The following is a 12778-nucleotide window of genomic DNA, read 5'->3' on the forward strand; positions in this document are numbered from 1 at the left end:
CGCCGTTCGTCCGACGCATGCCAGACGCTGGCGGGGTCATGGCAACGAGCGTGTACCGGAGCGCGCCGCGGCGAGGAACAGCGCCGCCGACACCAGCCACAGGCCGGTGAACACCACCGTCGCCGGCCACGGATGATCCATGCCGGAGAACTGGGCAACCAGGCCGATCGTGGCCTGGGCGATGGCGGTGGCGGTGAGCGCGGCGGCCATGCCGCCCGGACGGAAGCGTGTGATGAACGCACCGGCCACGCCCATCGCCAGCACGCCGGCATACCAGAGATTGTAGGAATTGGTTTCGCTGCCGACGAACCCGACCGCCAGGTTCACCCACACCAGCAGGAACGCGGTGCCGACCGCGAGCAACGCGCCCGCCCGGTACCGCCAGTTGCCACCCTTGCGCATCGCCACGTCACAGGCGCCGCAGGCGACGGCGAGCATGCCGCCGAAGACGACGAAATCGGACAGCGTCCAGTTCACTTCGTCGGTGAACTGCATGGCGATCAGCGGCAACGACAGCAGGCAGGCGGCGGCGCCCCACATCAACAGGCGCCAGCCAGTGAAGTTCGAATGATGAGCATGTTGCGTATCAGCGGTCATGAGCGCGTCTCGTCTGGACGGAAGCAGTATCCCCGTCCAGCATGGAAAGGCTATGGAGCGCATGTGAAGCGGGGAAGAAGTGGGTCCCGGTCGGGCCCGGGTCACGCGCCGCCCGGCCGGTTGGCGGGATGGACAGGCGGTCGCGTGGGAAGACACGGGCCGTCGCGGACGTTGCCGCGCATTCCGAGTCCATCGGGACGCGGCCGGGAGAACCCCGGGGCGGGTCGGAGCCTCCGGTTTCATTCCCCCAGCGACAAGCTCAGCATCACGCGACGCGCGGGTTCATGCGATTGCATGCCGCTGCTGTCCGCCGACCAGCCGTAGACATCACCGGCGTTGTAGACGCGCAGGCGCACCATGGCGCCCATGCCGCCGACGTGAAAACGATAGCGGGCGCCCACGTTGACCACCGTATAGCCGGCGGTCCGGAAACGGTCGAATGGATCCGCGGGACGCGAACCGGTGTAGGTCGCATCCACATCGAACGACCAACTGGAGTGGCGCGGCGGCCGGTACTCGGCACTGACCAGCAGCAGACGTTCGGCGCGTCCAACCGGACGCTCGCCGATGCGCCCCGCGTCCACGGCATCGCCTTCCAGGCGTGCGCGCATCCAACTGATTCCCAGCAGCGCCCGCAGGCCAGGCGCGGGCTCGGCGCCGAGGGAGACTTCGAGTCCGCGATGGCTGACCTGGCTGAGGTAGCGATAGCGCTCCTCGTCGTCGAATCCCGGCTCCGGCTTGCTGATCCCGAAGACCGTGCCGATGAGCGTGGTGCGCGCATCGGGCTGCCACTTCACCCCGATCTCGGTCTGTTTCGCGAGGGCGGGCGGAAGCACTTCGAACGCGTTGGCCGCGTGCTGCGGCGCAACGCCCGCTTCCTCGATTCCGCGCACGAACGAGGCGAACGCAGTGGTCCGGCCGGAGACCGGCAGCACCGCCGCGGCGTTGTAGAGCCACGCGCGGCTCGCGCGCTCGCGCCGTGTTCCCGTCGCGGCCATGGCGATTTCCTCCAGCGCAGTACGTCGGAGTGCGGTGGTCAGCGAAGCGCCGCCGCGCCATTGTCGTTGCCAGCCGATCCCGAATTCCTGCTGGTCCACCCGCGTCCGCGCCCGCGGACGCTCTGGGAACGCCGGTTCCTCCAGCGACGGCACGTCGCCGAACAACCAGACGCGGCCGAGCGCCCACCGGTCGACCTGAGGACCGACGTGGTCCGAACGCCGCAGGCGCGCAAGCAGGTTCAGCCGGTCCTGATGGCCCGGCCGGGTCCAGTCGCGTCCGGCCAGTGCTTCGTAGGCGCGCGCACGCACGGTGCGGTTTCGCGCCACCGATACCGAGGCATCGGCCCAGCCATCCGGCGTGACGCGCGAGAACACGTTGAAATCCGAGCGCGGGCGATCCACCCGGGAGAGGATCGCCGACAACGAATAGTCCCACTGGTTTTCCCGCGGCGTGCTGGTCACGATGACGCCTTGAGTGGTGTTGCGGGTGTCGAAGCGCGACCAGGATTGGCCGGGATAGATGAGGCGATCTGGATGCGGCAGGCGCGCGCCGGCGGGCAGGTAGCCCACGTCCGCCTGATAGCGTTGCGCGTAGTAGCCGTGGAAGGCCGTGGCGCGCCAGTCCCCACCCAGCGCCAGGCGCGACACCACGCCCGCGCTGTGGTAACGCGCTTCGTTGCCGAACATGTATCGGGCGCGCGGCGATCCGATCACGCCGCCGGCCCAGGAGAGCGCGCGATCATCGGGCCGGTACGCGAAATGCGCGCGCAGGTACGGACGCGGCTGGCTGTCGAGCAGGTGCTGGAAGCCCACTTCGAGCCGCAGGCGATTCCGATTTGCGGGCAGCAGCCGATATTGGACGATGCCCGACGGTGCCGGGAATCCGATGTCCAGCGCATTCGGGCCTACCCGGATGCGCGAGCCTTCCACCAGCGTGTCCGGCGGCGCGGCGGCGCGTACGAAATAAGCCTCGTCCAGCCGGTAGTTACCCGCCTGCTGGAGGTCGAAGCCACGCACCAGCGACTCCGAGTACAGGCCGATGCTTTCGGTGCCGATCCGGCTGCCGAAGGCGTCATCGGCCCGCGTCTCGACATCTTCTTCCTGCTTACCGTCGGTCGCGGCGCAGATCGGCGCGAACAACGCGATTGCGCCGTGCATTGCGAATGCGAGCGCATGGCGATGGGCAATGGGTGGGCTGGCGGGCACGGACGGCATGGACGACATGGCGCGGCGGTTGGACAGCGCTACTGTGCGCGGCGGCGGCGTGTTGACATAGCGCACTGATCGATGCTGAGCTGTGCGTATGGATCACAGCACACTGAACCTGCCCCCCATCGAAAGCCTGGTCGCCGTGCTTGAAGCGCGACGCACCGGATCATTCTCGGCCGCCGCCGCCGCGCTTGCGGTGACCCATGGTGCGATCAGCCGCCGCGTGCACGCGGTGGAGCATTGGCTGGGGACACCGCTGTTCGAGCGCCACGGGCGCGGTGTGCGGATCACGCCGGCCGGACAGCGTTTCATCACCGAAGTCGAACAGGCATTGGCATCGATCCGGGATTCGGCCGACCGCTGGCGGCCACGACAGGATCTGCCGGTGGTGACGATCAGCGTGGTGCCCTCGTTCGCGCGGCTCTGGTTGCTGTCGAGACTGCCGATTCTGCAGGGCACGCCGCCGCACGTGCGGATCGAGCCTGTCCTGGATCATCGCGTTGTCGAACTCGGTGACGGCGGCGCGGATCTGGCGGTGCGCTACGGACGCGGCCGCTGGTCCGGAGTCGAGTCGCGGCCATTGTTCGGCGAGCGCCTGTTCCCGGTCGCCGCACCGGCATTGGCGTCGCGGCTGGGCGTGCGCGCGTCTGCGGCGCGCATCGCCCAGGAAGCCTTGCTGCATGACTCCGACGCCTCGCAATGGCGCGCATGGCTGGCCGAAGGCGGCATCCGCTTCCGCGCCAAGGCGGCCGACCGGCGTTTCGAGGACTACGATCTGGTACTCGCGGCGGCGGAAGCCGGGCTTGGCGTCGCCCTGCTGCGCTCACCGCTGGCGGATGATCGCCTGCGCTCCGGGTCGCTGATGCGGGTGTCTCCGGACAGCATCCCGAACGCTTCCGGACACTATCTGGTGATGCCGCGCGGCGCGCGGAGCGCCGCCCAGCAGCGGGTCGCCGACGACATCCTCGCGCTTGGCGGCGCCTTCGCCTAGGTGGCCGAGTCCGTGCGCGACGACCGCCGCCGTCGCCACCGCTGCCCGATCACGACGAGACCCGCCAGCACTCCCAGCGCCACCATCGCCAGTACCGTCATGCGTACCGCTACACCATGCTGGAACACCACTTCCTCGCCCTCGCCATCCAGCGTGTAGGCGATGACGTAGTCGCCCATCGGGCCGAGGCCTTCCCGCCCGCCCGCCGCGATCACCACGTACTGCCGCCCTTTCACCGCGTAGATCGATGGCGTGGCCTGTCCGCCGGCCGGCAGCTTGGCGTCCCACAGGATCTCGCCCGTCCTGCTGTCGAGGGCGCGGAAGCGCGCATCGGCGGAGGCGCCGATGAAGGTCAGGCCGCTGGCGGTGGTGACCGCGCCGCCGAGCACCGGCATGCCGACGTTCAACGGCAGCCACGGCAGTTCCTCCTCCAGCGTACCGAGCGGACGCTCCCACAGCACCTTGCGCGCACGCAGGTCCACTGCGACCACGCGCCCCCACGGCGGCTTGACGCACGGCGTTCCCTTGGCCGAGGCCAGCACACCGCGGCGCATGCCGTAGCGCGTGCCGTCCATGCTGTTGAACTCCTGCTCCGGATAGGCGTCGTCCTTGTCCCAGTCGAAGTCGGGCCGCGGAATCAGCGCCACCTGCATCGGCAGATCCGACACCGGCAGGATGGCGATCTGGCGCTGCGCGTCGATCGCGATGCCGCCCCAGTTCACCCCGCCTGCCCAGCCGGGCAGGGCGATGGTGCCGCGCACGCTGGGCGGGGTGAAGATGCCTTCCGAACGCAGCCGCGCGATCTGTTGCGCGCAATCGCGGCGCTCGCCGGGCGTAGGGCCCCAGGCATTGTCCGGCGTCAGCGGCGCGTGGCGCGCCAGGCGCAACGAAGGCTCCGGCATCGGCTGGGTCGGCCAGGCCTGCTCGCCGGGCACATCCGAGGCGGGCACCGGCACTTCGCTGATCGGGAACACCGGTTCGCCGGTGCGCCGATCGAAGGCGAACAGGAAACCGGTCTTGGTCGCCTGCAACACCGCATTGCGCGGACCCTGCGCGGTCTGCACGGTGGCCAGGGCCGGTTGCGAGGCCAGGTCGTAATCCCACAGATCGTGGTGCACCAGCTGCTGCGCCCACACGCGCCGGCCGCTGCGCAGATTCAGCGCCACCAGCGAATTGGCGTCGCGGTTTTCGCCCAGGCGTTCGCCGCCGTGGTAGTCCGGACTGGCCGAACCGGTCGGCACGTAGACCAGCCCCAGCGCCGGATCCACCGACAGCGGCGCCCAGGCATTGGCCGCGCCCACGGTGCGTGCCTGCTCCGGTTGCCAGCCGCGCGCGACGGCTTCGGCCGGATCCCGCGGTACCGGATCCCAGCGCCACAACTCGGCACCGCTGCGCACGTCGTAGCCGCGCACCACGCCTTCTTCCAGTGCATGCGCGCGGTTGTCGCCGACCGAGCTGCCGACCACCAGCACGCCGTCGGCGATCACCGGTGGCGAGGTCACCGCGTAGTTGCGCCATTCGCTGTCGGGTTCGTCGTGCAGGGTGATGCCGGCACGCAGATCGATCGTGCCCTGCACGCCGAACCCGGCACAGGGCTGGCCATTGGCGGCGTCAAGGGCGATCAGGCGTGCATCGAGCGTGCCGAAGACGATGCGCTCGCGGCAGGCCGCGCCGGCGGCGGCTTCCGGATCGCGCCAGTAGCTCACCCCGCGCGAGGCGGGATCGCTGTAGCGCTTGTTTCGCGCGACCTTCGCGTTGAACGACCACAGCTCGCGACCGCTGGCCGCGTCCAGCGCGAAGGCGATGCCGGTGCCGGTGTTGAGGTACATGCGACCGTCCACCACCAGCGGATTGGCTTCGAACCGCCGCCGCTCCGGATCCGGCAGACCCGCGCCCAGTTCGCCGGTGCGGAATGACCAGGCGATACGCAGCCGGCCGACGTTGGCCGGGGTGATCTGGGTGAGTGGTGAATGCTGGCCGCCGCCAGGGGCGCCACCGTAGCTGGACCAGTTGTCCGCATCCGCCGCCCGGGTGCCCGCGCCTGCCAATGCCAGGACCATGCCACTCACCCATCCGTACCACGCCTTGCCCACCATAGGTCTTCGCTCCCGTGTCGTTGCGGGCGGAGTGTGCGCGCAACGGCGCGGGGCGGGAGAGGGAAGGGATGGATCGCGGGCAGCGGGGACGAATGGCGGGAAGCCGGGGTCGAGCCGCGCCGTCATGTCGTCCGCCAGGCGCCGATCAGCGCCGGGGGCCGCAATCGGGACGCCGCTCAGGCGTACGCCACCCAGCCGCGAAAGGTGAATCCGACGTGGAACAGCTCGATGCCGGTGAAGCCGGCGTCGGCCAGGATCGCTTCGTCCTCGGCGGGTGCAAGCAGATGCAGGTGCCGATCGATGGCGTCACGCCCGGCCGTCGCCTGCGCCGGTTCGATGCCGGACGCCATCGCGAAGGCGGCGTAGCGAGACAGCCAGCGCGCGCGTTGCTCCCCGTCCTGCGGAAAGCTGGCGTGGGCCACCACGAACGGCGCACCCGGCTGCAGCCTGCGCCGGACCTCGCGCAGGGTCCGTAGGCGTTCCCCGGCGGGCAGGAAATGCAGGGTCAGCAGACAGGCGCCCGCGTCGAAGGGACCGTCGGGTGCGTCGTCGATGGTGCCGGGAACCCATTGCGTGCGCGCCGCCAGCGGTCCCAGCGTTTGCGCGGCCAAATCCAGCATGGCCCGCGCCGGATCCACGCCGGTGAAGGTCCAGGCCGGATGGGCCTGGGCGAACGCCTTCAATTCCAACCCGCCACCGGCGCCGAGCACCAGCACCCGCGCATCGGCCGGCGCGCGCTCGGCCAGCAGGATCGTGGCCATGCGTTGCAGACCGACGAATCCGGGCACCAGCCGCGGCGGGCCCTCGGCATAGTGCGCCACGGCGGCGGCGTCGGAAAACGCGAAGGTGGGGTCGGTCATGCGGGACGCTCTTCAGAGTGGCGTGGTGGTGACTGGAACTTCAGCCTTCGCCCCGCGCCAGCGCGTCCGGCTCGGGCTCAACGACGATGGCCGGCGCTTGCGGCCGATCGCCGTCGGTGCTCACCCGTCCCACCCACCACACCGCCAGCAATGACAGCGCCACCGCCACCCAGCCCGCGGTGCCATAGCCGCCGATGGGGCCGGCGGGCGTCGGCGAGGACAGCATCAGTCCGCCCAGGTAGGCGCCGCAGCCGGTGCCCAGCGCCTGCACCGCGCTGTTGGCGCTGAGGAACGCGCCGCGCTCGGCCGGCGCCGGCACCGTGGTCAGCAGCGCCTGCATCGGAATCATGCGGCCGGACATCAGCACCATGAAGAACGGGAAGAACGCCAGCATCGCGATGAAGCCGATGTGGGGCAGGTGGGTCACGAACAGCATCGGCGCCAGCGACAGCAGCACCGCGACCCGGAACACCCGATGCTTGCCGTGCCGATCCGCCAGCTTGCCGATCGCGCGCGAGGTGAAGAACGTCGCCGTGCCGCCGACCATGTACAACCACGACAACTGATCCGGAGCGATGCCGTGGTTGGCGACCAGAACCGGTGACATGAAGGGAATCACCAGCATCGAGGCGACCATCAGCAGCAGCGTCAGCACGAACGCATTGAGGTAGCGCGCCTGGGTGAACAAGCCGAACAGGTTCGGGAATGCCTGCTTCCATGGGACCGCCTGCCGCGCCAGGTGTTGATCCAGCGGCGGCAGCACGCGCGATCCGGCGAACCAGATCACCACCGACAGGCCGACCAGCAGCCAGAACGGGGCAGCCCAACTGTAGTGCGCACCCAGCAACACACCGGCCGGTACGCCCAGCACCGAGGCCAGCGAGAACGCCATCATCACCGTGCCGGTGGCCGCGCCGCGGCGCGGACCGGGAATCACGTCGGCGATGATCGCCATCACGATCGAGCCGAGCACGCCGCCACTGATGCCGGCCAGCGCGCGCGAGGCCAGCAGCAGCGCGTAGCTGTCCGCCATCGCGCAGGCCAGATTGGACAACGCGAACAGCGCGTACACGACCAGCATCAACTTGCGCCGGTCGAAACGATCGATATAGGTGGCGGCCAGCAGGCCGGACAGGCCGGCACACCAGGAATAGGCCGACACCGCGGCCGCGAACGCGGCGGGAGTGATATGGAAGGCCTGCATGATCTGCGGGCCCAGCGGCATCATCACCATGAAATCCATGATGAGGGTGAACTGGGTCAGCATCAGCAGCCAGAGCAGGCGACGCTCGCGGGGAGCGCTCAACGAATACATGCAACGTCCTTGCGGTCTGACGACCGGAGCAATGGGGGAATGGAATCAGTCTTCCAGGTTTTCGTGCACGCCCTGCGCGCCGCGTTTCCAGTAGGCAGCGGCGCGGATGCGTGATTTTTCGACGCCGCGTTCATCCACCAGGTAGCGGCGCACCGCGCGGATGTCGGCGGATTCGCCGGCGGCCCACACATAGCCATCGCCTTCGGGCAGCGCCAGCGTGCGCAATGCCTGCAGCAGGAGCGGCCCGGCGGTGTCCGCGCCGTCGCGATGGCACCAGTGTACCGATAGTTCGGCATCGGTCCGCAGATCCGGCCGTGCCGAGGTGTTGGCGACCTCCAGCACGGCGATCGCGCGCGCGCCGGCCGGCAGTTCGCCCAGGCGGCGGGCGATGGCCGGCAACGCGGTGTCGTCGCCGATCAGCAGATGCCAGTCGAAGCCGGTGCCGATCACTAGCGAACCGCGTGGTCCGCCGACGCCCAGCCAGTCGCCCGGCTGCGCGCGCGATGCCCAGTCGGTGGCCGGACCGGCTTCGTGCAGGGCGAACTCCAGTTCCAGTTCGCAGGCGTCGTTGTCGTAATGACGCGGGGTGAAATCGCGCATCACCGGGCGTGGCCTGTCGTCGCGGAACTCCACGCCGTTCGGACCGAGCGCGGGAAGTTCGGGACGTGCTTCGCCCGGCGCGGGAAAGAACAGCTTGACGTGATCGTCGAACGAAGCGGAAACGAAATCGCGCAACGAATCGCCGGTGAGGGTGATGCGGCGCAGATGCGGGGTGACGTCGTGCACGCGCGCCACCTGCAACAGGCGCAGTTTCAGCGGATGGCGGACGCGCACGACCGCCTTGTCGGCTACTTCGGACATGGAAACCTCGTGGGGGAGAGGTGAAACATTTCCGCCGCCCGAAGGCGGCGGAAGGGAACATCGGTCATTGGCCTTCGCTGTCCTCGATCTCGCGGGTGGCGCGCTCGAGGATGGCGGCGATGCGGCGCTGCTCGGCGGCCGATACGCCGTCGCGGCGCACCAGCGCGTGTTTCAGGGCGTGCCGCGCGCGGATCAGTTCGGGCACCCAGCCACCTTCATCGACATCGGCCTGCGGTTCACCGGCGAACGCGCGCCGTACCGAATCCATCTTGCGCGCGATGTGCGACAGCTTGGCCAGCATCAGTTCGACCCGATCGCGGTTCGCCTCCAGATGCTCGCGGCCCGGCGCCGCGAGCGCATAGCGCTTGCGGTTGCCCTCGGCTTCCACGTCCACGTAACCCAGCTCTTCCAGGTAGGTGAGGGCGGGGTACACCATGCCCGGACTGGGGCTGTAGAACCCGTTCGAGCGCGCCTGCAGGGCCTTGATCAGCTCATAGCCGTGGCTGGGCTGGTCCTCCAGCAGGGCCAGCAGCAGCAGTTGCAGATCGTCGGAACTGAACTTGCGGCCCCGGGTCAGGCCATCCTCGCCAAAGCCGCCGAATCCGCCCGGAAAACCGGGGCCCGGTCCGTGGCGATGACCGCCGCGGCCGCCGTGGCGCCGGCCGACGGCCTGCCAGAAGGCATGCAGGGAAAAGCCTTCGGAGAAAGGGAAATCACCGCCGCAGTCTTCGCCGCGGCGCGTGTGTCGGGGGTGATGACGACGCATCGGACACTCCTTGGTGTCATAAGATGCATCGTAAGATATATATCGTAAGAGTGTTCGTCAAGCCTGGACCGCGTGGAGCGTTTCCTGGATTTCGGCGCCCTTGGGTTATGGTGGCCGCCGCTCGTGGATCGGGATAGCGGGCATTCACTGGAACATCCGATGGCGACATCCGAAGACTCGATGGGGAAAACAACGACAGGCTCCGGCCAGGATCCGGAACTCCTGCGCCGCCTGCTGCGCGCCCGGGACCGGATGGATGCCGCCTCGCACGAGGACTGGCCGGTGGCACGGCTGGCGCGGGTGAGCCATGTGTCCGAGGCGCATTTCGCACGCTCGTTCAAGGAGGCGTTCGGCGTGCCTCCGCATCGCTACCTGCTGACCCGGCGCATCGAGCGGGCCAAGACCCTGCTGCGCGATACCGAACTGCCCATCCTCGACATCGCGCTGCGGACCGGCTGGAACAGCCTGGGCACCTTCGGCCGCACCTTCCGCGACATCACCGGCGAAAGTCCGGGTGCGTTGCGCGGCCGCGAAGGCGCCGCCCGCCGCTCGGCGCAGGCGATGCCGGCCTGCTATGCCAGCGCCGCGCACCGTCCCGATCTCACCATCGCAGTTTCGGAGAAGCGGCGGCGGGAGGCCGGTGCTACAAAGGCGGCCCCAGAGAAACCGGAGGTCACATGAGTCAGGGTGTTGGAATGGTTGGGCTGTACGTCCGCGATCAGGACGAGGCGCTGGAGTTCTACGTCGACAAGCTGGGTTTCCGCGTGCACACCGACGTGCGCAACGGCGACTATCGCTGGCTGACCGTGCAGCATCCGGATCAGCCGTCGTTCCAGCTGGGACTGTTCAAGCCGCAGGAGCCGGTGCTTGACGCAGCCACCGCGCAGACCGCGCGCGAGATTGTCGCCAAGGGCGGGATGCCGCCGCTCATCCTCGACGTCGATGACTGCCGCGCGGCCTACGAACGCATGAGCGGGCGCGGGGTGGAGTTCACCCAGCCGCCGGAAGAACGCTACGGCAATGTCGATGCCAATTTCCGCGATCCCTCCGGCAATGGCTGGAAGATGATCGAGTCACGTCGCGGCAAGCACTGAATCCACGTTGGTCCCGCACGCGGCCGGATGACCGCGCGCGGGCGCAGCACCGTCCGGCAACGTGCAAGCCCGCCCGAGGCGTCTCGGGCCAAGCGCAGAGGAAATCCCGATGAACAAGTGGATCCGTCAGTTCCACCGCTGGCTGTCGATCATCTTCACCCTGACCGTGCTCGCCAACCTTGTCGCGTTGGCGATGCAGAAGCAATCCACCTGGGTGGGATTGATGGCGCTGTTTCCGCTGATCCTGTTGATGATCACCGGACTCTACCTGTTCGCCTTGCCCTATCTGGCGAAGTCGCGTGCCGCCCCGCAGGCGGGAAGCTGAGGCACGGTGTCATTGCGCAAGCGCCAGCAGCACGATGCCCGTGGCGGCCAGCATCAGGCTCCACAGGCAACGCAGGGTCGCGGCGCGCCAATGACGCAGGTACCTGCCCCATCCGTGGCAGACGCCCCGCGCCAGAGCGCCGGTCACCAGCAGCATGGCGGTCATGTGCAGCGCCACCGCCGCCAGCAATGCCGCGGATGAGGAACCGGAGGCGGTGAAATCGCGCCACGGGCCGGCGGACAGGCACAGCGGCACCAGCGCCGGCACCAGGACCATGCCCAAACCGTGCGCGGTCGCCATCAAGCCGGACCACAGCGCCAATCCGACCGCGCCGAGGCGGTTCGCGGTGGGCGTGGGTGGCGCACGTCGGCGCCACAGGTGATGGCAGGCCAGGACGAGCAGGGCGGCTCCGGCGATGCGCGTGGCGACCGCCGCCTCCACGCGCAGGCCAATCGCGAAGGCGGTGGCGATCAGCACGATCGCCGTGGCATGTCCGACACCGATTGGCCACAACGCATGCCAGGCGTGTTCGCCACGGCCGGCATGGATCGCGCCTGCCGCGGCGAACATCCAGCCATTGGCCGGATGCAGCCCGTGCAGGGCACCGAGTCCGGCGATCGCCAGCCAGGGCCAGATCGTGTCCATGCCGCCGCGCCGGCCTTCGTGCTCAGCCGTGGCAACCGCAGGCGCTCTTGCCGTCCGCCTGTTCGTAGAGATCGTGGTGGCGCACCCAGGACATGGTGTCTTCCAGGCCGGCTTCGTCGCGGCCCTTGGGGGTGAGGTCGAGCAGCGGGTATGTCCCCATCATCACTTCCACGCCACGACCGAAGCGCGAGTAGGTGTGGAAGACGGTGCCGGCGTCGTCGCGATGGAACACGCTGATGCCGGGGGCCTCGGAATGCGGGAAATACTGGTGGGCGTAGTTGTAGTCGACCGCGCCGGTGGCCATGTCCTCGGGGGTGAAGCTGACCCCGAAGTCGTAGTTGAAATCGGAACCGAACGAGGACACCCACGGGAACTGCCAACCCATGCGCGCGCGGAAGCGCTGGATGTCGGCCAGCGGCGCGCGCGAGATCACCAGCAGGGTGGTGTCGCGCTGGGCCAGGTGCGCGCGCGCGCCATCATGGTGATCGGCCATGTAGGAACAACTGCGGCAGCCCTGGTCGCGGCCGGGCGTGAACATGAAGTGCTGGACCAGCAACTGGTGGCGGCCGTCGAACAACTGGTCCAGCCGGCGCGGCCCGTCGACGGTATCGAATACATAGTCCTTCTCGACCTTTACCCAGGGCAGGGCGCGGCGTTCCTCGGCGATGCGATCGCCCAGGCGGGTCAGCTCCTTCTCGCGTGCGAGCAACGGCATGCGTTCCTTCAGCCATTGTTCGCGGCTGACGATGCGGGGGGAGGCGGCGGGGATTCGGGTAGTGAGGTTCATGATCTGCTCCTGGGGTGTGGGTAGAGCCATCGGGGGAGGAACGGTTGGTGTGGTGCGGGATTGAGCGGATCGCGTGATGGCGCCGGTGATCCCTTTCGAAGAGAGCGGATCCGCCGGAGGTGATCGGGGGATTTGCTTTTCGCGTCAGGAGCCAATCCCCCTCGGTCCCCCTTTTTCAAAGGGGGAGGTGGAACGGCGGGGAACTACCCCCTTCGAAGAAGGGGGTGGGCACCG

At 68.8% G+C, this 12778-nt stretch carries 13 protein-coding genes; 4 read left to right on the forward strand and 9 right to left on the reverse strand.

What is annotated here, in order from left to right; genetic code table 11:
* Positions 1-36: 36 nt before the first annotated feature.
* Both ACTJI2_RS17835 and ACTJI2_RS17840 read right to left on the reverse strand, forming a co-directional pair.
* Positions 37-597: a hypothetical protein gene (locus tag ACTJI2_RS17835; protein WP_440842905.1), complete on the reverse strand. Its 561-nt coding sequence runs from the start codon at positions 595-597 to the stop codon at positions 37-39.
* A gap of 239 nt (positions 598-836) precedes the next feature.
* The gene (locus ACTJI2_RS17840) at positions 837-2753 is read right to left on the reverse strand and encodes a TonB-dependent receptor domain-containing protein (protein ID WP_440842906.1); all 1917 of its coding nucleotides are present in this window, start codon (positions 2751-2753) and stop codon (positions 837-839) included.
* Between the two features lie 145 nt (positions 2754-2898).
* Here ACTJI2_RS17840 and ACTJI2_RS17845 point away from each other — a divergent pair, with 145 nt between their 5' ends.
* Positions 2899-3795, forward strand: coding sequence for a LysR substrate-binding domain-containing protein (locus ACTJI2_RS17845; RefSeq protein ID WP_440842907.1), 897 nt, complete (start codon positions 2899-2901; stop codon positions 3793-3795).
* Here the strand turns inward: ACTJI2_RS17845 and ACTJI2_RS17850 are convergent.
* From ACTJI2_RS17850 to ACTJI2_RS17870, 5 genes are all read right to left on the reverse strand, one after another.
* Positions 3792-5855, reverse strand: coding sequence for a pyrroloquinoline quinone-dependent dehydrogenase (locus tag ACTJI2_RS17850; protein ID WP_440842908.1), 2064 nt, complete (start codon positions 5853-5855; stop codon positions 3792-3794). The two genes, ACTJI2_RS17845 and ACTJI2_RS17850, sit on opposite strands and share 4 nt — an antisense overlap.
* Positions 5856-6067: 212 nt before the next feature.
* Positions 6068-6751 (reverse strand): class I SAM-dependent methyltransferase, encoded by a 684-nt coding sequence (locus tag ACTJI2_RS17855; protein WP_440842909.1) that lies wholly within the window; start codon positions 6749-6751, stop codon positions 6068-6070.
* Between the two features lie 40 nt (positions 6752-6791).
* Complete coding sequence (locus tag ACTJI2_RS17860; RefSeq protein ID WP_440842910.1) at positions 6792-8066, reverse strand: MFS transporter; 1275 nt, start codon at positions 8064-8066, stop codon at positions 6792-6794.
* Between the two features lie 45 nt (positions 8067-8111).
* Complete coding sequence (locus ACTJI2_RS17865; protein WP_440842911.1) at positions 8112-8927, reverse strand: siderophore-interacting protein; 816 nt, start codon at positions 8925-8927, stop codon at positions 8112-8114.
* Between the two features lie 64 nt (positions 8928-8991).
* Positions 8992-9693, reverse strand: a complete 702-nt coding sequence (locus tag ACTJI2_RS17870) for a PadR family transcriptional regulator (RefSeq protein ID WP_440842912.1) — start codon at positions 9691-9693, stop codon at positions 8992-8994.
* A gap of 159 nt (positions 9694-9852) precedes the next feature.
* Between ACTJI2_RS17870 and ACTJI2_RS17875 the strand changes: the two genes are divergently transcribed.
* The 3 genes from ACTJI2_RS17875 to ACTJI2_RS17885 all read left to right on the forward strand — a co-directional run bounded on the left by ACTJI2_RS17875 (position 9853) and on the right by ACTJI2_RS17885 (position 11112).
* Positions 9853-10374 (forward strand): helix-turn-helix transcriptional regulator, encoded by a 522-nt coding sequence (locus tag ACTJI2_RS17875; protein WP_328805199.1) that lies wholly within the window; start codon positions 9853-9855, stop codon positions 10372-10374.
* The gene (locus ACTJI2_RS17880; RefSeq protein ID WP_183639369.1) at positions 10371-10787 is read left to right on the forward strand and encodes a VOC family protein; all 417 of its coding nucleotides are present in this window, start codon (positions 10371-10373) and stop codon (positions 10785-10787) included. Before ACTJI2_RS17875 ends, ACTJI2_RS17880 begins: the two co-directional genes overlap by 4 nt.
* Before the next feature lie 109 nt (positions 10788-10896).
* Complete coding sequence (locus tag ACTJI2_RS17885; protein WP_203323379.1) at positions 10897-11112, forward strand: hypothetical protein; 216 nt, start codon at positions 10897-10899, stop codon at positions 11110-11112.
* A 9-nt stretch (positions 11113-11121) separates the two neighbouring features.
* Here ACTJI2_RS17885 and ACTJI2_RS17890 read toward each other — a convergent pair whose 3' ends face one another.
* Together ACTJI2_RS17890 and ACTJI2_RS17895 are read right to left on the reverse strand one after the other, a co-directional pair.
* Entirely contained in the window at positions 11122-11757 is a 636-nt protein-coding gene (locus tag ACTJI2_RS17890) for a hypothetical protein (RefSeq protein WP_440842913.1), read from the reverse strand.
* 22 nt (positions 11758-11779) lie between these two features.
* Positions 11780-12544, reverse strand: coding sequence for a DUF899 domain-containing protein (locus ACTJI2_RS17895; RefSeq protein WP_192198048.1), 765 nt, complete (start codon positions 12542-12544; stop codon positions 11780-11782).
* Positions 12545-12778 lie beyond the last annotated feature (234 nt).

It is taken from the genome of Pseudoxanthomonas sp. 22568 (genome assembly GCF_052044485.1).
GTDB lineage: Bacteria > Pseudomonadota > Gammaproteobacteria > Xanthomonadales > Xanthomonadaceae > Pseudoxanthomonas_A > Pseudoxanthomonas_A beigongshangi.